This is a genomic window from Streptosporangium sp. NPDC023963 (assembly GCF_040639135.1).
In the GTDB taxonomy this organism is placed as follows: domain Bacteria; phylum Actinomycetota; class Actinomycetes; order Streptosporangiales; family Streptosporangiaceae; genus Streptosporangium.
In genome coordinates this window covers 170271-189715 of the sequence record NZ_JBEZZK010000012.1, presented here as the reverse complement: position 1 = coordinate 189715, position 19445 = coordinate 170271, and the positions used below count along the sequence as shown (strand labels likewise).

Below are 19445 nucleotides of genomic sequence, written 5' to 3'. Positions count from 1 at the left end.
ACCGTGCTCTCTAGCACCGTGACGGAGTGCGGGTGTGGCAGAGCGACGGAGGCATCGTGCTGCTCGGGCGAGGGGTGGCGGGCCGCTGGGAGATCGCCGTCGAGGTCGAGGACGCCCACCGTGGCCACGACCTCGGCCGGCGACTCGCGCGAGCGGGACGACACCTCCTCGGCGCCGGGCAACGCCGCCAGCGTACGGGCTTTCCTGGGCGCAGTTTTCCTTCCAGTCGGCGCCAAGACCCTGCTCGCCCAACAGACAACGACGAGCACTTCCCAGGACGCACAGAATCACCGCGCCGATGGCTTGGCGGGCGGTGCGCTCTGGGCCTGGACGCGAGCCGTCAGGAGGTGGGTCGGATGCGCGAGTGCCGCGCCAGGAACCAGTCGGTGGCGAGGTCGGTTTCCGTGACACGTCCGATCAACGTCAGAGCCGAGCTGATGCTCTCTGGCGCCTCCACGGGATCGTCGAGGACGTCGTCGTCGCTGGTCTGGAAGCGCAGCCCGTCCATCAGGTGATCGAGCGCGTGCGGGTCGTCGCCGGACCGCTCCGGTGGCCAGGTCGGGTCGAAGGAGACGATCATGTGCCCGTCGCGGGCGTAATCGAAGAAGGCATCGCCATTGATGTCCAGGCGGAGGCCGAGGACCTGTCGGCCGCCTTCGGTGATGGATCGCAGAAAACGGACCTGGAGGAAGCCGCGGTGACGCGGAAGGACGAGACGTCGGATCGAGAGCTGGTCGGCCGGCTGGTCGACCAGGCCCGCGCCGAGGGCTTGGAGTTGGTGGGCGAGAACGGGCTGCTGGGCCAGCTGACCAAGCTGGTGCTGGAGTCGGCGTGGGGGTGGGGGTCGGCGTGGGGGTGGGGGTCGGCGTGGGGGTGGGGGAGCCAACGGGGGTGTTCATGTCGGTCTGGATCTCGGTCGCGCTCTGGGCGCGGTTGTAGACGCGTACCTCGTCGATCAGACCGTTGAAGAACTCACGCCAGGCCGCGTTGCCGCCGATCCGCAGCGGGCTGCCGTCATTGTAGAGGCTGCCGGTGAGCGCGCCCTGGGCTGCTTGCTGACCGTTGACGAACAAGCGCAGGACGGCGCCGTCGTAGGTGAGCGCCACGTGGCTCCAGGTGCTGACCTGCATCGGCGGCAACCGCTTCGCCCTGCTGTTCAAGCCGGGCTCGTACTCGGTGGACGCCAACATCGGCTTCTACACGCAGATCGCCGGTCTCGGCCTGTCCCCCGACAGCGTCACCATCAACGGCGGCGTGCACGTCGAGGCCGACTGGTTCCAGGGCAACGCCACCCACAACTTCTGGCGCGGCGCCGAGAACCTGTCGGTCAACCCGCCGTCGGGCACCGACCGCTGGGCGGTCTCGCAGGCCTCCTCGTACCGGCGGATGCACCTGCGCGGCAACCTGCAGCTAGACGACGGCGGCTGGTCGAGCGGCGGTTTCATCGCCGACTCGAAGATCGACGGCCAGGTGAGGTCGGGCTCGCAGCAGCAGTGGCTGTCGCGCAACGCCGAGTGGAGCAGCTGGACCGGCTCCAACTGGAACATGGTGTTCGTGGGTGTCGACAACCCGCCCGCGGGCAACTTCCCCGACCCGCCGTACACCAGGGTGGCGACCACGCCGATCGTGCGGGAGAAGCCGTTCCTGTACGTCGACCAGGCCGGCGCCTACCAGGTGTTCGTGCCGGCGCTGCGGACCAACTCCGTCGGCACGACGTGGGCCGGCGGCAACCCGGCGGGCACCTCGATCCCGATCAGCCAGTTCTTCGTCGTCAAGCCCGGCCACACCGCGGCGGACATCAACGCCGCGCTCGCGCAGGGGCTGAACCTGCTGTTCACCCCCGCCGTCTACCACCTCGACGACACGATCAGGGTGACCCGGGCCAACACCGTCGTGCTCGGTCTGGGCCTGGCCACGCTGATCCCCGACAACGGCGTGACCGCGATGACCGTCGCCGACGTGGACGGCGTCAAGGTGGCCGGGCTGCTGATCGACGCGGGTCCCACCAACTCGTCCATGCTGATGCAGGTCGGCCCCGCGGGATCGTCGGCGAGCCACGCCGCCAACCCGACGTCGCTGCACGACGTGTACTTCCGGGTCGGCGGCGCGGCCGTCGGCAGGGCCACCCAGAGCCTGGTCGTCAACAGCGACAACGTGATCGGCGACCACCTGTGGATCTGGCGGGGTGACCACAGCTACGGCGTCGGGTGGAACGTCAACACCGCCGCCAACGGGCTGACCGTCAACGGTGACGACGTCACGATGTACGGCCTGTTCGTCGAGCACTACCAGCAGCACCAGACCGTCTGGAACGGCAACGGCGGCCGGACGTACTTCTACCAGAACGAGATGCCCTACGACCCGCCCAACCAGGCCGCCTGGATGAACGGGAGCACGCAGGGTTACGCCGCGTACAAGGTGGCCGACTCGGTCACCACGCACGAGGCGTGGGGCCTGGGCAGCTACTGCTACTTCAACGTCAACCCGGGCGTCGTGGCGGCCCGCGCGTTCGAGGTGCCGAACACGCCGGGCGTCCGTTTCCACAACATGGTGACGGTCTCACTCGGCGGCGTCGGCACGATCCGCAACATCATCAACACCACGGGCGGCCCGTCCAACTCCGGCACCAACGAGGCCAACCTGGTCAACTACCCCTGACCGGATCTCCCGCCGCGTTCCGGGACCGCTTCGAGGTCTCGGAACGCGGTGTCCGGTCCCGCGGGGAGAAGGCCTCGGAGCCCCGGCCGATCACTTAACGTAATGGTTTTTCACTTTTCATCACGGATCGCCGTGAGATGCGCGAGGCACAGGTCGGGCTCGGCGAACGGCTCGAGCCGGTCCACGGTCACCGGGGAGCCGAGTGCCGTCATCGTCCCCTGCATGAGCCCGAGGTGCAGCGGGCAGACGACCTTGCCTTGGGTCTTGACGAGCTCGAGGAACGGGCAGTGCCGCAACCCGATCTGCTCGCCGCCACCCGCCGATCGCTCCTCGGGGGCGAACCCGATGTCGTCGAGCAGGTTCACCAGCTCGCGCACCGCCTCCTCCCGCGTGGGATCGGCCGCCGGAGCCGGCCGGCCGGCCGCCAGGGCGGCCCCCCACGCCCGTCCGGCCTCGGTCGCCCTGGCGGCGGGTTCCGGGCCGGCGGCCAGGCTGCCCGCCAGGATCTCGGCCAGCACGCGGTAGTTGCGCGGCCCGGCGAGATCCATCCCCGGCCGCGCCCGGAACACCAGCGGCGGCCGGCCGGGACCGGCCGGTGCCGCGTGAACCCGCTCGATCCGGCCGGCGTCGGCCAGGGCGTCGAGATGGAACCGCACCGTGTTGGGATGGACGTCGAGCCGCTCGGCGATCTCGACCACGCCCAGCGGCGTCTCGGACTCGCGGAGCATCGTCAGGATGAGCCGCCGGCGGCCGGTCGGCGGCGCGGGCCGCTCGGCGGCCCGCGCGGACGCGGCACCGCCCGTGACGTCATCGGTCCCGCGCGGCCCTCCTGGCTCGGCCATGGCCGGCTCACCTCCCCTGCGGCAGTGCCGCGACGCGCTCGTCCGGGTGGACGCGAAGACTCCGGCCGCCATCGTAGACGCGGCCGGCCGGGCACTCCCGCACGAACACCCGGCCCAGCGGGTCCGCGCGAGGGAGCCCTATCTCACATCCCCTCGAGTTGAGTTTACACAAAATGTGCTTGTATAAATAGAGACGACGGGAGGGAAACCGCGTCTGACCAGGAGTTGGGCGTACCCACTCACATCCGGCTTAAAGATCATCTAGTAGTTGGAGGACCTGTGCTTTCCCCAGATTCGGCCGTGATCGTCCGTGCCACCCTGCCGGCGGTCGGGGGCGCCATCCAGGACATCTCCGCGCGCTTCTACAAGATGATGTTCACCGACCACCCCGAGCTGCTGCGCGAACTGTTCAATCGCGGCAACCAGGCCAACGGCGAGCAGCAGAGCGCCCTCGCCGGGTCGATCGCCGCCTTCGCCACCGTCCTGGTGCAGCGCCCCGACGACCGGCCGGACGCGATGCTCTCCAGGATCGCCAACAAGCACGCCTCGCTCGGCATCGCCCCCGAGCAGTACGTGGTGGTCCACAAGTACCTCTTCGCCGCCATCGCCGAGGTGCTCGGCGACGCCGCCACCCCCGAGGTGGTGGCGGCCTGGGACGAGGTCTACTGGCTGATGGCCAACGCGCTCATCGCCCTGGAGGCGGTTCTCTACCACGACTCCGCGGCGCAGGGCTGGCTGCCGGCCACGGTGCTCGAACGGCGGAGCGAGACCCCGGACTCGGTCTCCTTCACCCTGCGGCCGCGGATCCCCCTGTCCTTCAAGCCCGGCCAGTACGTCAGCGTCGCGGTCACCCTGCCCGACGGCGCGCGGCAGATCCGGCAGTACAGCCTGTCGTGCGCCCCCGAGCGGGACGACTGGCGGATCACCGTCAAGCGGGTACGCGGCGGCGACACCCCCGAGGGGGAGGTGTCCAACTGGCTGCACGCCAACGTCCGGGCCGGGGACGTGCTGACGGTCTCGGCGCCGTTCGGCGACCTCACCCTGCCCGCCGACGGCCCCCCGCTGCTGCTGGCCTCGGCGGGAATCGGCGCCACCCCCATCTTGTCGATGGTCGAGCACCTCGCGGCGAACGGCTCCACCCGCCAGGTCACCGTCGTCCACGCCGACCGCAGCCCCGCCGACCACGCCCACCGGGAGGAGCTCGGGCAACTGGTCGCCGCCCTGCCCGGCGCCACCCTGCATCGGTGGTACGAGGAGGTGGGCGACTGCTCCTGCCGGCCGGCGCCGAACGTCGGCCAGGTCGACCTGACCGGGATCGACCTTCCCGACCCCCTGGTCGCCTACCTGTGCGGGCCGCTGCCGTTCATGCGCGGCGTGCGCACCGAGCTGCTCCGGCGCGGGGTGCCCGCCTCCGACATCCACTACGAGGTGTTCGGGCCCGACCTCTGGCTCGGCCAGAACTGATCCGAGGTCTCCGCTCCGGGCCAGGGGCGCAGGACTGCGGGGCGCACGTGCCGGCCGCTCCTCCCCCGCCGCCGCGGAGGGCGTACGAGACAGGGCGGATATGACAGACGAGCCCCTCCCCGGGCGGGGAGGGGCTCATCGAGGATCAACGGTTACCGCGCGCCGGGGCCGTAGTAGCCGCCCAGCTTGTCGCGGTAGTCGGGCTCCTTGTAGGTCGCCTCGTCGAACTCCGGCGCGTCCTTGATCTCCTGCTTGGTGCGCGAGACGTAGATCTTGCGCTCCTGCGGATCGATCTGGTGCACGGTGCCGGCCGGCAGCACGACCTTCTTCCCGAAAATCCAGAAACCGGTGTCGACGACGATATAGCTGTCACCCACCGTGTTGCTCTCCTCGTCCACCGAACCGATCTTGCCGTCGGTGGCCTCCACGTCGAATCCCACGAGGTCCAGCGTCTGCTCGCCGCTGTAGGCCTCGGGGCGGTAACTCCACACGTTCTCCGTCATGGCGTTTCTCCTCGTCAGCGAAGGTAGGACACCTGCCTCCTACCCGTCGCCCCCGCGCTAAACGGACCGCGGGGGACAGGGAGCCGTACCGGGGAGGTCATGTCGCGCCTCCCGCCGAGGTCGGAGCGCAGATTACGGCCGCCGGCACTCACCGTAATCATTTCCCGACGAAGTACTCCGCCACGATCCGGGTGTGCAGCGGGAACGCCAGCTCTCGCGGCCCGTCGATCAGCAGCCACTCCGTCGTCTCGGCCGTCGGCACGACCGGCGGGAGGTCCGCCTCCGCGGTCCGCGGCCCCAGGGCGAAGACCAGCACGGTGCCGTCGGGAGCGCTGAGCACGTCGAGGAGCCGCACGCCGTCCGCGTCGACGACGACGCCCGTCTCCTCGCGAAGCTCCCGCACGGCCGCCTGCTGCCAGGACTCGCCCATGTCGACGAAGCCGCCGGGCAGGGCGAGCCCGCCCCGGTGCGGTTCGACGTCACGACGGACCACCAGCAGGCGGTCGTCCACCGGCAGCACCATCACCGCGACCGGCAGCGGGTTGAGGTAGGAGGTGTTCCCGCAGCCGGAGCAGGTGCGCGGCCAGGGCCGGTCGGGGGCGAAGGCTTCGCCGCAGAAGGAGCAGTGCGAGTTCCTGATCGTCACGATCGCGAGACTAGACCAGGACGAGGCCCTACCTCATGTTTTCACCGCTCCTGCCGGGAATCGGGTCAAGGCCCGGCCCGGCGCGGCGTCCCCTCGGCTCAGGGGGCAGACTTTCCCGCGTGAAGCGAATCCTCATCATCGGCATCGGCGCGGGAAACCCCGACCACCTCACCCTTCAGGCGGTCAAGGCCATCGCCGCGGCCGACGTGTTCTTCATCCTCGACAAGGGGGAGGCCAAGCACGACCTCGTCCAGCTCCGGCAGGACCTCGTCGACGCGCACGCCCGCGCCCCGTACCGGCTGGTCGAGGCCCGCGACCCCGACCGGGACCGGACCACCCCCGCGTACGCGGGCGCGGTGGAGGACTGGCGATCGCGCCGGGCCGACATCTACGAGCGGCTCGTCCGCGACGAGCTCGGCGACGACGAGACCGGCGCGTTCCTCGTCTGGGGCGATCCCTCCCTCTACGACAGCACGCTGGCCATCGTCGAGGAGGTCCTCGATCGGGGCACGGTCCGGTTCGAGTACGACGTCGTGCCCGGCATCAGCAGCGTGTCCGCGCTGGCCGCCCGGCACCGCACCAGCCTGACCCAGGTCGCGCGGCCCCTGCACATCACCACGGGCCGCCGCCTGTCCGAGGAGGGGCCCGGCGAGTCCGACGACATCGTCGTCATGCTCGACGCCCGCCACGCCTTCACCTCCCTGCCCGACACCGCCGGCTTCGAGATCTACTGGGGCGCCTACCTCGGCACCCCCGACGAGATCCTGGTGGCCGGGCCGGTCGCGGAGGTCGCCGACCGGATCCGCGACGTCCGCGCCGAGGCCCGGGAACGCAAGGGCTGGATCATGGACACCTACCTGCTGAGGCGGGTTCCCCCTGCGGAGCGCCCCGGGTCTCCCTCCTGAGCCGGAGACCCCGGCGTCCCAGGTTCTCACGGGACCGGGCACCGCGGTGTGCCACCGCGGGAGGCCACCGCTCTCACGGGTGCCCCCCGGAGCGGTGGCACACCGCGCTTCCGGCTCGCAGCTTCCGGCTCGCCGTGAACGTGTTCGCACCGGGGATCGGCTCGGGTAGTGTTGCCCTCCAGCAATGGACGTGATCGAGGAGGTGAGACCCATTACCGCTGTGTCAGGTCGGGTGCTCCCGTCTCACGGCCGCGTGGTCCTTCCGACCTAGGTGGCCGAGGGAGCCCCAACGGCATCCCGAAAGGCTCCAATGTCGGCTTCACCGTCATCTCTCTCCCAACCCGCCATCGTCACCAGGCTGCGGGCCGCAGGCTGTGTCTTCGCCGAGGACGAGGCACGGTTGATCATCTCCACGGCGCGGACGCCCTCCGACCTCGCCGCCATGCTGGACCGGCGGGTCGCCGGCCTGCCCCTCGAACACGTTCTCGGCTGGGCGGAGTTCTGCGGGCTGCGGGTGGCGGTGGACACCGGGGTCTTCGTTCCCCGCCGCCGTACCGAGTTCCTCGTCCATCAGGCCGTCGCCCTCGCCCGCCGGACCGCGGTGCCCGTCGACCGGCCCGCCGGCCGCTCCCACCCGGCCGCCGCCCCCTCCGCTCCCCCCGGCCCTCCCGGCCCTCCCGGCTCCGAGGAGCTCGCCGTCCCCGCCGGTCAGGCCCCCGACCGGCCACGGGTCATCGTCGATCTGTGCTGCGGTTCCGGCGCGGTGGGCGCCGCGCTGGTCGCGGCCCTGGGCCGGGTGGAGTCGCACTCCGTCGACATCGACCCCGCCGCGGTGCGCTGTGCCCGGCGCAACCTCGCAGCCGCCGACGGCCTGGTGTACGAGGGCGACCTCTACGAGCCGCTGCCCGCCACGCTGCGGGGCCGCGTCGACATCCTGACCGCCAACGCGCCCTACGTGCCCACCAGGGCGATCGGGCTGCTGCCTCCGGAGGCCCGCGTGCACGAGCCTCGGGTGGCGCTCGACGGCGGCGCGGACGGGCTCGAGATCCAGCGGCGGGTGACCGCGGCGGCGGCACTGTGGCTGGCGCCGGGCGGCCACCTGCTGATCGAGACGAGCGAGCGCCAGGCGCCCCAGACCGCGGAGGCCTTCGCCCGCAACGGGTTGATCCCGCGGGTGGTCGAGTCCGGCGAGCTGGACGCCACCGTCGTCGTCGGGACCATGCCCGCCCCCCGTCCGCGGCCCGGTCCGGCCCGCGATCGGGAGATGGGCGGATTCGGGTAGGGTTCACTGGTGAAATCGCTGTTCACAGCCGTTTCTGATGGCTGTGAACAGCATGGCCGCCCGGTACAGGAGGTCCCGCGCATTGTCCGAGAGACGCGAACACGCAGCCGCCTCCCCCGGGGGAGATCGCGCCGATCTGCGCGCCGACTGCGAGAGCTGCTTCGCGCTGTGCTGTGTCGTGCCCGCCTTCTCGGCCTCGTCGGACTTCGCGATCGACAAGAAGGCCGGGCAGGCCTGTCCCAACCTGCGGACGGACTTCCGCTGCGGCATTCACACGCGTCTCAGGGACAAGGGCTTCCGGGGCTGCACCGTCTACGACTGCTTCGGCGCCGGGCAGAAGGTCTCCCAGGTCACCTTCGGCGGGCAGGACTGGCGGCGGGCGCCGCGGACCGCGAAGCAGATGTTCGAGGTGTTCCCGATCATGCGGGATCTCCACGAGCTGCTCTGGTACCTGACCGAGGCGCTGACGCTGCCGCAGGCCCTCCCCGTCCACGGTGAGCTCGGCCTCGCCCTGGAGAGGACCGAACGCCTCACCCGCGACACCCCCGACGCTCTCGTACGGCTGGACGTGGCGGCACACCGGCGGGAGGTCAACGCCCTGCTGCTGCGCACGAGCGAGCTCGTGCGCGCCGGAGCCGGGCGCGGGAAGAAGGACCGCAGGGGCGCCGACCTCATCGGGGCCAAGCTGAGAGGCGCCGACCTCAGGGGCGCCAACCTGAGGGGGGCCTATCTCATCGGGGCCGACCTCAGGGGCGCCGACCTGAGGACGGCCGACCTCATCGGGGCCGATCTCAGGGGCGCCGACCTCTCGGGCGCCGACCTGACCGGGAGCATCTTCCTGATCCAGTCCCAGCTGGACGCGGCGAAGGGTGACGCCAGGACCACGCTGCCGCCGTCGCTCACCCGACCGGCTCACTGGTAGTCCCCGCACGCACCCGCCCGGCTCACCGGAAACCGCCGTCACTCTCCCGCCCGGCCCGCTCGGCCGCCCGCTTCCCCATGGCAGCGGGTCAGCTCCGTACGGGAGCCGGCTCCGTACGCCGGGTCAGCGCGGTGTACAGGCACGCGGTCGCCACCAGTGACGCCGCCCCCGCCAGCGCCATCGCCGCGGAGACCGGCACGAACTCGGCCAGCGTCCCCGTCCCCGAGGCCGCCAGCGCCTGTCCGGCCATCGTGCCGCTGCCCGCCAGCCCGAGCGCCTGCCCCCTGACGCGCTCGGGCACCGCCGCCACGTAGCGCTCCTGCGTGCCCAGATGCCCGGCGAAGCCGAAGGAGGCCACCGCCACCAGCACCGTCGCGGCCCACGCGCCCGGCGACAGCGCGAAGAAGAGGTACGGCACCGCCATCAGCGTGAACAGCGGCACCGCCAGCCGGACCCGCTGCTCGGGCGTGGTCCACCGGGCGACCAGGAGATCCCCTGCGAGCATGCCGCCGGCCGCCGCTATGAACAGTGTCCCCGCCGCCCCCGCCGAGCCGCCCGCGTACGGCACGTAGAGCGCCTCCGCCCCGACGATCAGGCCGTTCGGCACCCACTGCGCGAGCAGCAGCCCGCGGATCCGCCGGTCGCCCAGCAGCTCCCCGTTCACCGCCCAGACCTGCCGCCAGGCCGGCCGCCCCGGCGCCCTCGGCGGCCCGGCCCGCAACCCCAGCCACTGCGTGAGCGCCACCAGCGCGCCGAGCGCCGCGCCCGACCACAGCGCCGCGTACGGCCCGGCCCAGGCCAGCAGCGTCCCGCCGAGGGCGAATCCGGCGATCTGCGTGGCGCCGACCGCGATGTTCAGCGCCGAGCGGCCCAGCACGTAGCCGTTGCCCGGCAGCAGGTCGGCGAGCAGCGCCTGGCGCGCGCCGCCCGCGACGGCGTCGAACAGCCCGCACGCCATGACCAGCGCGATCATTCCCCACACCGGCAGCACCCCGAGGGCGAGCGTCGCGACCGCGGCCGCCCTGGCCAGATCCCAGGAGACCAGCAGCGCCCGGGGCGGCAGCCGGTCGGCCAGCCCGCCGAGCGTCAGCGCTCCGACGGCCTGCGGCAGGAAACCCGCGAGGTAGGCCAGCGCGGCCAGGAACGGCGAGCCGGTGTGGGCGTACACCAGCGTGGACAGCGCCAGGCTCTCCATGGTCCTGCCCATGACGCTCGCGGCCTGCGCGGCGAACAGCGTCCTGAACGGTCCGACGGCGAAGATCTCCCGATAGGTGTTCACCCACCGGAGCATGCGGGCCGGCCGGCACGGCGGGCTATTGTTTCGTCAGGAGGCGAAACGTTGTCCTATCTGGAGTGCACCCCCGAGGACCTGGCGCGCACCCGTTTCGTGATGTCGCCGATGGCACAGGTGGTCACCGCCCTGCCGCTGCTCGCCGGGGCCCGGCTCCCGCCGGGGATGTCGCGGTGGACGGCCGGGGTGCGCGACCGCTACGAGGCGCTGGTCGCCGCCGACCCCGTCCTGCGGGCCCTGGCCGACCTGCTGACGGTCACCGACTACGTGCCCGACTTCTTCTGCGTTCCGCCGCCGCGCGTGGATACCACCTTCTCCGAGGAGGCGCTGGCCGTGCGGCGCACGCCGTACGGCAAGGCCCGCGCCGACCTGGAGCTGAGCTACCGGGGCCGGCCGACGGCCGCGGCGCTGGACGTGCCCGACGTCGCCGAGCGGGTGGCCCGGAGCCTGACCGCCGCGTGGAGCGAGCTGATCGAGCCCGACTGGCCGAGGATGCGCGCGCTGCTGGAGCGTGACATCGTGCAGCGGGCGGGGCGGCTGGCGGTGTACGGCTGGGCCGAGGTGTTCGACGGGCTGGACGTGCACATGTCGCTGGAGGGCGAGCGGATCCTGCTCGGCCGGGTGACCGGCGCCTCGCACCGGCTGGGCGGTGTCGGCCTGGTCCTGATGCCCAACGCGTTCGGCGGGAGGATCGTCTACCTCGACCCGCCGCGCGCCTTCGGGCTCACCTACCCCGCGCGGGGGGTGGCCGCGCTGTGGGAGAGCCGGGTGCCCGCGCCGGAGAGCCTGGCCGCGCTGCTCGGCGGGGGCAGGGCCGCGGTGCTGCTGGAGCTGGCGGCGCCCGCGAGCACCAGCCAGCTCGTCGCCAGGCTGGGCATGACGCTCGGCGGCGTCGGCGACCACCTCGCGGTGCTCAGGCGGTCGGGGCTGGTCTCGCGCGGCAGGAGCGGGCGGTCGGTGCTCTACACGCGCACCCCGATGGGCGACGCCCTGACGGAGTGGAACGCGTGAACGCGGCGCGGTGCGGGAGGCGCGCGCCGCGGCCCGGCGAGGCGCCCGGTCAGCCCGCCGAGACCCTGAGGACGATCTTTCCTCGCACGTGACCGGTCTGGCTCAGCCGGAACGCCTCGGCCGCCTCGGACAGGTCCAGGACGGTGGTGACCTCGGGGACGGCCAGGCCGTTCTCGATCATCCGTCGCAGCTCGTCGAGGTCCTCGGCGCTCGGCCGGGCGAACACGAAGGTGCCGCCGTGCTCCAGCACGCCGTCGTTGGCCAGCGAGACGACCCGCCCCCGCGCGTCCCCGCGCAGCAGGCCGAGGGAGGACACCAGCTCCTCGCCGCCGTACATGTCCATGATCGCGGTGACTCCGGCCGGCGCGAGCGAGCGCACCCGCTCTTCGAGGCCGGGGCCGTAGGCGACGGGCTCGGCGCCGAGGCTTCGCAGGTGGTCGTGGTTGCGGGCCGAGGCGGTGCCGATGACGCGCGCTCCGAGGGCGGCGGCGATCCGCACGGCGAACGATCCGACGCCGCCCGCCGCGGCCTGGACCAGCACGGTGTCACCGGCTCCCACCCGCAGCGCGTGGACGAGCGACTGGTAGGCGGTGAGGCCGGCGATCGGGACGGTGGCCGCCTGCTCCCAGCTCAGGCCGGCCGGCTTGCGGGCGATGGTGCGCACCGGCGCGGCCACCCGCTCGGCGTAGGTTCCCCTCCCGATGGAGTCCTCGCGCACGTACCCGATCACCTCGTCCCCCGCCGCGAAGCCGGTGACCGTCGGGCCGGTCTCCACGACCACCCCGGCGACGTCCCAGCCGGGGATGACGGGGAAGTGGACGTCGAAACGGCTGTCCAGATGCCCGGCGGCCGTCTGCCAGTCGACGGGGTTGACCGACACCGCCCGCACGTCGACGAGAACGGACTCCGGGCCGAGTTTCGGCTCGGGAACGTCCGCCGTCTCCAGGACCTCCGGCCCGCCGTAGCGCCGGTAAACGATCGCCTTCATCCCCTGGCCTTTCGAAGCGCGCGCCGGCCCGCGGACAGCGCGGCACCGTGGGCCGTTCTACAGCATCGGACGGCTCCTTTCAACGGCCCGGGTCCCGGGCCGGATCCGGGTATGCAGACAGGGACCGACCGGAGCCGCGAGGCGACCGGCCGATCCCGCAGACCCGTCGCGCCCATCGGAGACACCACCGTGAGCATCCCTCTGCCCGCCTCGTTCGCCCACCACGTGATCGACGCCGACGGCGTGCGCGTCAACACGTACGTCTCGGGTGAGGGCCCCCCGGTCCTGCTGCTGCACGGCTACCCGCAGACGCATCTCATCTGGCATCGGGTGGCGCCCGTGCTCGCCCGCGAGCACACCGTGGTCCTCACCGACCTGCGGGGGTACGGGGACAGCGACAAACCCCCCTCCGCGCCGGACCACGGCCCCTACTCCAAGCGGGTGATGGCGCACGACCAGCTGCTGGTCATGCGCTCACTCGGCTTCGGCCGCTTCGCGGTGGCGGGCCACGACCGCGGGGCGCGGGTCGGCCACCGCCTGGCCCTGGACGAGCCCGAGGCGGTGACCAGGCTGGCCGTGCTGGACATCGTGCCCACCCGCCACGCGTTCCGGCACGCCGACGCCGCGTTCGCGCTCGGTTACTACCACTGGTTCTTCCTCGCCGCGGGCGACGGCGTCCCCGAGCGCATGATCGGCGCCGACCCCGGCCACTGGGTCCGCGCCCACATGAAGGTCCAGCACGGCGGGACCTCGTTCGACCCTGCGGCCGAGGACGAGTACGTCCGCTGCTTCTCCGACCCGGCGGCCGTCCACGCCTCCTGCGAGGACTACCGGGCCGCCGCGAGCGTCGACCTGCGCCACGACGACGCCGACGCCGAGGCGGGCAGGCGCGTGACCTGCCCCGTGCTGGCCCTGTGGGGCGAACGCGGTTTCGTCGGGCGCAGCTACGACGTCCTGGACGTCTGGCGGCGTTACGCGGACGACGTGCGCGGCCAGGCGGTGCCCGGCGGGCACTACGTCCCCGAGGAGGCTCCCGAGATGACGGCGGAACTGCTCGGCTCGTTCCTCTCCGGGAGCCCGGTCACGACGGCGCGGTAGCGATCGGGGCGGACCGATCAGACGTAGTAGCCCTCCACCGGGACGCGCGCCTCGTCGAACAGCGCGGGGCCCTCCTGGGGCACGTGCGGCCAGCCGCCTCCCGGCTTGAGGCCCGCGAACTGCTCGTTGGAGAGCGCGAACACGACGCGGCCGAGGCCGGAGCGTGCGATGGCGCCCGCGCACATGGGGCAGGGCTGGCAGCTGGTGTACATGGTCGTGGCGGCCGCGACGCCGGGGTCGAGCTCGCGGGCCGCCCACCTGGCCAGCTTCAGCTCGGGATGGGCGCTGATGTCACGGTCGCCGAGGACCGTGTTGTGGTCCTCGGCGAGGACGGTGCCGTCCGGGCCCACCAGCAGCGACCCGAACGGGGCCTCTCCGCCCGCCCGCGCCCCGGCGGCGAGCTCGATGGCCCGGCGGAGATACTTCTCGTCGTCGTTCGTCATGATTGTCCTGTTCTTGATTGACGGGTGCGCAGATCCCAGCGGGCGGCCACGGTCGCGAGCGCCTGCCAGGCCACCTCCGGGTGGCGCGTCTCCTCCGGGTCGCCGTCGAACGGGTCGAGCACGACGGTGTCGGCGCCGAGCAGGCGCAGCCGTTCGAGGTCGTCGAGGACCTGGTCGATCGTGCCCTCGCCGGCGAGCCGCCCGGGATCGGTGATCGGGGACTCGGTGAGCCGCAGCGCGATGCGGGGCGCGAAACCGGGCACCGGCCGGCTCTCCTCGTCCGCGATGACCTTCAGCCGGTCCAGCGCCTCGCGCATCCGGCCGAGGGTGAGGCGCAGCGGGTGCCAGGCCTCACCGAGGCGCACCGCCCGGCGCAGGCCGGCGTCGCCGTTGCCGCCGACCCAGACCGGTATCCGCCCGGCCCCGTAGTCCGCCTCGTCGTCCCAGGCGGAGCGCATCGCCCGGAGATGGTCGTCGGTCAGCGCCCCGCGCCGCTCGAACGGCACCCCGAGCGCCTCGAACTCCTGCCGCGCCCAGCCGATGCCCACGCCGAGGACGAGCCGCCCGCCGCTGAGCCCGTTGAGGTTGGCGGCCATCCGGGCGACGAGCAGCGGGTGGCGGTACGGCACGATGAGCACCGTGGTGCCGAGCCGGATCCCGTCGGTGACTCCGGCCAGCCAGGCGAGGGTGGTGAAGGGCTCGTAGAACGGCGCCGGGTACTGCTCGGCGACATCGGGGGTGATCACGACGTGGTCGGAGACCATGAGCAGATCGAAGCCCAGGCCCTCCACCGTCCGCGCCCAGTCGCGCAGCGTCCCGGGGTCGGTGCCGGGTCCAAAGTTCAGCACGTTAACGCCTATTTTCACCCTGTCAGGCTATCGAGTGATCATCCCCGGCCGGAAGGGATTCATCCCGGTGTACGGCGCCGTATGCCGTTGATATGCCGGTATCTTTGCCGGATGGCCGAGAGTCTTGACGCGACCGACTGGTCGATCCTGGTCGAGGTCCAGCGGGACGGCCGCATCCCGATCACCGAGCTGGGGCGGCGGGTGAACCTCAGCGCCTCGGCCACGACCGAGCGGGTCAGGCGGCTGGAGGCGACGGGCGTCATCACCGGCTACCACGCGAACGTCGACCTGGAGAAGGCCGGTTTCCCCGTGCTGGCCGTCGTGCGCCTGAAGTATCCGGGCAGCCGGCACCAGCCGCTGCACCGGCTGCTCGACGAGCGCCCCGAGATCCTGGAGTGCCTGCGGACCACCGGCGACGACTGCTACATGCTGAAGGTGGCCGCGACCTCCATGGGCCACCTCGAAGAGCTCGTCAACGAGCTGGCCCTGCTGGGCAGCACCACCACCAACCTCGTCTACAGCCGGACGCTGCCCTACCGCGGCCCGCGGGACCCCCGGCCGGGCTGACCGGGGCGCCGGCGCCGTCGACCTCCTCGCTCTGGCGAGCGGGAGACTCCCACGGCGCTGGTCGGGGCGCCGGCGACCTTCTCCCCTTGTCGAGCGGGAGACTCCCGCGGCCGCCCGTGCCGGTTCCCGCGTCGCCGCCGCCCGGGAGGGCTAGGAACGGCGGGCGCCGCAGCCGGTCGCGACGGCCGTGATCCGGGTGCGGCCCTTCCTTTCCGCCGCGGGGCCTGCGTGGTCGTCGCGGCGGGCGCCGTCTTGCTCACCGCTTCCCACCGGCAGGGGTCCCAGGCAGGGACATCCGAGGTCCGCGCGCTGGATCAGTACCGGTGAGCTGCTGGGATCGAGCTGGTCCGTGCCCGCGTAGGTGGCGACGACACGGTTCACCCCCGCGGGCAGGTCCGAGACGGTCAGGGTGGCGACGCCGCCCGCGCCGAGCTGGGCCGTGCCCAGCTTCGCCCCGTCGGTGGCGAAGCCGACCTGCCCCGTGGGAACGGTCGCGTCCGAGGAGGTCACCCTGGCGGTGAAGGTGATCGGGCCGCCGTCTCCCGAGGGACACGTGGAGGTCAACGTGGTCGTGGTCGTCGCCGTCCCGCAGAGCTGCGCGAAGGGCCGTACGACGGTGTTCGTGTCCAGGGTGATCGCGCCGCGGCTCAGCAGGCGGCCGACCACGGTCGCACCGGTGGTCGCGGTGATCGCGCTCAGCGCGAGGACGTTCCCGGAAAAGGCGGAGCCGGTTCCCAGCGTGGCCGAGGTGCCGACCTGCCAGAAGACGTTGGCCGCCTGGGCGCCGTTGACGAGGGTCACCGTGCTGGCGGGCGCGGTGACGAGGGTGGAGGCGGCCTTGAAGATGAAGACGGCGTCCGGGTCGCCCTGCGCGTCGAGGGTCAGGGTGCCGGTGAGCCGGAAGGTCCCCGAGGCGGAGGCGTAGACGCCGGGCGTCACGGTGGTCCCGCCGAGCTCCGCCGGGACGGTGGCGTCGGCGGGCCGGCCCGCGGTGTCGTCGTAGGCGGCGGTCAGATCCGTCTGGGCCTGCTGGGCGGTGGCGTCGGCCTGCGGGACGGTGCCGGACGGGAAGCCGCTCAGCGTCGCGCCCGGCCGCGCCCCGAGGCCCCCGGTGACGACGGTGGGACCGGTGTTCCTGACGACGTCGCGGCCCAGGACCACGAAGTTCGCGGCCGCGCCGAGCGGCACCGGCACCGGCACCGGCGCGCCCGCGGCCGCCGGGGTGAGAGCCACCGCGCCCGCGCTCACCGGGGCCACCGGGGCCACCGGGGCCACAGCCGCCGCGCTCGCGGCCGCGGGGGTCACGGCGACGGCCACCAGCGCGACCACGGCCACGAGGACCCCCGCCGGCCGGGAACGAACGGTGTTTCGCGGCGCCACACGAGGTCGAACGGCCTCCATCATGATGTTTTCCTTTTCTTGTAAAACTGCCCCGTCGAGGCGCATTTCCAGCGATGCACCACTCCTTCCGACCTTACCGATCGACGAAGCCGCACTCGTTATACGACATACATGCGATTGCCCTTGACGCCGGCTCGCCTTCCACCAGCGATGATGGTCGTTTTAGCGGTAAATAAAAACGTTTGACACACTTATAGGAAAGTGCAGCTGTAAATCACTTCCCGGGTTCGAGGAACCGGGCGGCCGCGGACATCGCCCGTACGCGTGATCAGGATTCCGCCGCCCGGTCGGTCGCGACCTCCCGCCCTTCGGGGCAGCACCTTCGGCACCCGTCTCCTTTCCCGGCGAAGGCCACTCCGCAGGTGCCGCACGACGGGCAGAGGAAGATGGAGGGGCGCAGCCTGCAGGGCATCGAGACGATGTGGCTGCCGAGCAGCCGGTCGACGCCGTCACCGTCGAATTCGACGCCCTCCGGCACAGGCTCGGCACTGATGACGGGATAGGGCCGGGTGCACGACGCGCACCGCCGCAGTTCCCAGCGGGCGTGGCCCTGCGGGCACTCGCACGAGTAGGTGCCGTCCCGCCTGGACCGGTACGCCCGCCAGGGATCCGTCCTCCGCTGCAGGCAGACCGGGCACCTCGTGTACTCGGCGAGGGTCTCGGCGGCCGCGGTCAGCTCGTCCGCCACCCGGTCCAGGAGTTCCGCCTCTCCGGCGCCGTCCGGGCGACCGGCGACCCGGGCCTTCAGCGACTGCAGCCTCGCGCGGGCGGCGGCCAGTTCGCCGGGCGCGGGGGGCCGTGTGACGAGGAGTCCGGCCTGCTCGACCCGAAGCCAGTCCGCGCCATCGCCGACCTCCCGCGCGTACGCCTCGCGGCACCGTACGGAGAGCGGGTGGTCGCGGTGCCGCTCCCGGGCGAGAACGCTGTACAGGCTCCGGGCGAGCCTGACCACACTGTCGATCTCCATCGGCGAGACCGGCAGCAGCCCCACGTCGCCGCGCCTCCAGGGCACAGGCGCGTCGCAGCCGGAGAAGACCTCCAGGCGTAGCCGTTCCGGCAGCGCCCGCCGCTCCTCGAGCGTACCCGGGTAGACGATCAGGGTGGGGATCCCGGGTTTCTCGGTTATCAGCCGCTCCGTCTCGTCCCGGGTGGCCGACGTCCGGCCATGACCGGTGAGGGCGTGCGGGAGAGCCAGGACGCGGAGCACCGGCCGCCCTCCGACGGCTAGCTCGAAAACCTCTGTGGGCAGCCACGCGAGGGTCACAGCCGCGCCCGTGGCCGCGACGTCCCCGGCGCCCAGCCGGATCGGCGGTCCGCCGCGGGTGAACGGCGACGCTCCCCCCGTCCCCGCGGGCTCACCTGACCCGCCCGGCCCGCCGAGCAGGCCGAGGTGGTCGAGCGCGTGGAGGAGCAGCAGACCGGTGTAGACGGTGAACCCCCGGCACCAGTCCTGGATCCGGGCCGAGGGGGCGTCCTCCCGGTCCCTCCCGGTACGGTCGTTCACCCACGCCTGCCACAGGTCGCGCACCCGGCGGTAGCGTCCCTCGTTGACGAAGAGGTTCGTGGCCCGAAGCGCGGTCCCGATCTCGGCCTGCCGGTTGACTCCCGGCAGGACGCCGCCACCGCGCAGCGCGACGAGGGCGTCCCTGACCGCGCCGAGCTCCTTGCGTCTCCCCGCGGCCAGGTCCTTCCACGTCTCGTTCGCCACGACCCCCTCGATCAGGTCGAACAGCTTGCCCTGCTGCCGCCACGGCCGGTCGACGGCGTCCGCGACGTAGCGGTCAAGGTCGCTGAACATCTCGTCGATGCGCGCCACGGCGTTCAGCCGGGCCACGACGTCACCCCAGAGGTGGTCGACCAGCCGGGCGGCGACGCGGTTCTCGTAGAAGTCCAGGTTCTGCTCACGCGAGGACGCGAGGACCACTTTCGGCTCGACGCCGTCCGGCCGCAGCCGGTTCCAGTCCTCGCTGTGCCCCGCCAGCCGGGTGATCGTCGCGGGCGTGATCCGCCGTGCCAGGCCCACCGGCACCAGCCGGTTCACGACCCGCAGCCGGTCGGCAGGGTCGTGGCACACCGCGCGCAGCGCGTCGAGATGCTCGCCGATCTCGTCGTCCATCCTGCGCCGCCGCAGCCGTGGCCCGATCTCGGTGTCGCCGAGCAGCGGGCTTTCCCGCAGCCACCGATCGGCCGGTTCGGCGCCGAGCCGCTCGAGTCCGGCCGCCACGCCGAGGACGGCGTGTTCGGTCACCTCGTCGGGCAGCGCGCACGGGTCGCAGGCACCGTGCGTGGCCTGCCGCCGGTCCTCGTCCCACAGCGTCCAGTCGCCGATGGCGACGAGATGATCGCCGGACCGGACGCGACGGCCCGCCAGGGACAGGTCGCGCCCGCCGGAGGGACCGCGCGGGCCGGAAACGCCTCGCCCGCCGGAAGGCCCGCGCCTGCCCGAGGCGCTCCCGCCGCCCGGCGCGCCCTGCTCGGCGCCGACGAAAACGTATCGCCCGATCGGCACCGGCCCCGAGGGCGGCGGGTCGGCCTCGCGGTCGAGGAGCCGGTCCCAGAGCCTCACCCGCATGGCG

General features: G+C 72.5%; 18 protein-coding genes and 1 pseudogene. 8 read left to right on the top strand and 11 right to left on the bottom strand.

Annotated features, from left to right (window positions below):
- Positions 1-340: 340 nt before the first annotated feature.
- Positions 341-673 carry a DUF6461 domain-containing protein gene (locus AB0F88_RS30510; RefSeq protein ID WP_362691934.1) on the bottom strand — a complete coding sequence of 111 codons (333 nt, stop codon included), beginning with the start codon at positions 671-673 and terminating at the stop codon, positions 341-343.
- A gap of 292 nt (positions 674-965) precedes the next feature.
- Positions 966-1130 (bottom strand): annotated as a pseudogene (locus AB0F88_RS30505) (LamG-like jellyroll fold domain-containing protein); the annotation flags it as partial.
- On the opposite strand from AB0F88_RS30505, the gene AB0F88_RS30500 reads away from it, so the two are divergent.
- Positions 1096-2658, top strand: a complete 1563-nt coding sequence (locus AB0F88_RS30500; RefSeq protein WP_362691690.1) for an adenylyl cyclase — start codon at positions 1096-1098, stop codon at positions 2656-2658. The pseudogene AB0F88_RS30505 and the gene AB0F88_RS30500 overlap by 35 nt on opposite strands.
- A 110-nt stretch (positions 2659-2768) precedes the next feature.
- Here the strand turns inward: AB0F88_RS30500 and AB0F88_RS30495 are convergent, their stop codons facing one another.
- Positions 2769-3500 (bottom strand): helix-turn-helix domain-containing protein, encoded by a 732-nt coding sequence (locus AB0F88_RS30495; RefSeq protein WP_362691687.1) that lies wholly within the window; start codon positions 3498-3500, stop codon positions 2769-2771.
- 279 nt (positions 3501-3779) lie between these two features.
- On the opposite strand from AB0F88_RS30495, the gene AB0F88_RS30490 reads away from it, so the two are divergent.
- Positions 3780-4964 (top strand): globin domain-containing protein, encoded by a 1185-nt coding sequence (locus AB0F88_RS30490; RefSeq protein ID WP_362691684.1) that lies wholly within the window; start codon positions 3780-3782, stop codon positions 4962-4964.
- Positions 4965-5116: 152 nt separating this feature from the next.
- Here AB0F88_RS30490 and AB0F88_RS30485 read toward each other — a convergent pair whose 3' ends face one another.
- Both AB0F88_RS30485 and AB0F88_RS30480 read right to left on the bottom strand, forming a co-directional pair.
- Positions 5117-5467, bottom strand: coding sequence for a PRC-barrel domain-containing protein (locus AB0F88_RS30485; protein WP_362691681.1), 351 nt, complete (start codon positions 5465-5467; stop codon positions 5117-5119).
- A 157-nt stretch (positions 5468-5624) separates the two neighbouring features.
- Positions 5625-6113 carry an NUDIX domain-containing protein gene (locus AB0F88_RS30480; RefSeq protein WP_362691678.1) on the bottom strand — a complete coding sequence of 163 codons (489 nt, stop codon included), beginning with the start codon at positions 6111-6113 and terminating at the stop codon, positions 5625-5627.
- A gap of 119 nt (positions 6114-6232) precedes the next feature.
- Between AB0F88_RS30480 and cobF the strand changes: the two genes are divergently transcribed.
- The 3 genes from cobF (at position 6233) to AB0F88_RS30465 (ending at position 9222) form a co-directional block, all read left to right on the top strand.
- On the top strand, positions 6233-7018 hold the full coding sequence (gene cobF, locus AB0F88_RS30475; RefSeq protein WP_362691675.1) for a precorrin-6A synthase (deacetylating): 786 nt from the start codon (positions 6233-6235) through the stop codon (positions 7016-7018).
- A gap of 310 nt (positions 7019-7328) precedes the next feature.
- Positions 7329-8300 (top strand): putative protein N(5)-glutamine methyltransferase, encoded by a 972-nt coding sequence (locus AB0F88_RS30470; RefSeq protein WP_362691672.1) that lies wholly within the window; start codon positions 7329-7331, stop codon positions 8298-8300.
- An 82-nt stretch (positions 8301-8382) separates the two neighbouring features.
- Positions 8383-9222 (top strand): pentapeptide repeat-containing protein, encoded by an 840-nt coding sequence (locus tag AB0F88_RS30465; protein WP_362691669.1) that lies wholly within the window; start codon positions 8383-8385, stop codon positions 9220-9222.
- A gap of 88 nt (positions 9223-9310) precedes the next feature.
- Here the strand turns inward: AB0F88_RS30465 and AB0F88_RS30460 are convergent, their stop codons facing one another.
- Positions 9311-10501 (bottom strand): MFS transporter, encoded by a 1191-nt coding sequence (locus AB0F88_RS30460; RefSeq protein WP_362691666.1) that lies wholly within the window; start codon positions 10499-10501, stop codon positions 9311-9313.
- A gap of 60 nt (positions 10502-10561) precedes the next feature.
- On the opposite strand from AB0F88_RS30460, the gene AB0F88_RS30455 reads away from it, so the two are divergent.
- Entirely contained in the window at positions 10562-11524 is a 963-nt protein-coding gene (locus AB0F88_RS30455) for an ArsR family transcriptional regulator (RefSeq protein ID WP_362691663.1), read from the top strand.
- A 49-nt stretch (positions 11525-11573) separates the two neighbouring features.
- On the opposite strand, the gene AB0F88_RS30450 is transcribed toward AB0F88_RS30455, so the two are convergent.
- A complete protein-coding gene (locus tag AB0F88_RS30450; protein WP_362691660.1) occupies positions 11574-12512 on the bottom strand; it encodes an NADP-dependent oxidoreductase in 939 nt (312 codons plus the stop codon).
- Between the two features lie 189 nt (positions 12513-12701).
- Here AB0F88_RS30450 and AB0F88_RS30445 point away from each other — a divergent pair, with 189 nt between their 5' ends.
- Positions 12702-13610, top strand: coding sequence for an alpha/beta hydrolase (locus AB0F88_RS30445; RefSeq protein WP_362691657.1), 909 nt, complete (start codon positions 12702-12704; stop codon positions 13608-13610).
- 17 nt (positions 13611-13627) lie between these two features.
- Here AB0F88_RS30445 and AB0F88_RS30440 read toward each other — a convergent pair whose 3' ends face one another.
- A complete protein-coding gene (locus AB0F88_RS30440; RefSeq protein WP_362691654.1) occupies positions 13628-14053 on the bottom strand; it encodes a nucleoside deaminase in 426 nt (141 codons plus the stop codon).
- Entirely contained in the window at positions 14050-14901 is an 852-nt protein-coding gene (locus tag AB0F88_RS30435) for an LLM class flavin-dependent oxidoreductase (RefSeq protein WP_362691651.1), read from the bottom strand. The genes AB0F88_RS30440 and AB0F88_RS30435 overlap by 4 nt, the downstream gene beginning before the upstream one ends.
- Positions 14902-15012: 111 nt before the next feature.
- Here AB0F88_RS30435 and AB0F88_RS30430 point away from each other — a divergent pair, with 111 nt between their 5' ends.
- On the top strand, positions 15013-15468 hold the full coding sequence (locus AB0F88_RS30430) for an Lrp/AsnC family transcriptional regulator (RefSeq protein ID WP_362691648.1): 456 nt from the start codon (positions 15013-15015) through the stop codon (positions 15466-15468).
- Between the two features lie 150 nt (positions 15469-15618).
- On the opposite strand, the gene AB0F88_RS30425 is transcribed toward AB0F88_RS30430, so the two are convergent.
- On the bottom strand, positions 15619-16803 hold the full coding sequence (locus AB0F88_RS30425) for an ice-binding family protein (RefSeq protein ID WP_362691645.1): 1185 nt from the start codon (positions 16801-16803) through the stop codon (positions 15619-15621).
- Between the two features lie 334 nt (positions 16804-17137).
- Positions 17138-19441, bottom strand: a complete 2304-nt coding sequence (locus AB0F88_RS30420; protein ID WP_362691642.1) for a hypothetical protein — start codon at positions 19439-19441, stop codon at positions 17138-17140.
- Between the last annotated feature and the right edge of the window lie 4 nt (positions 19442-19445).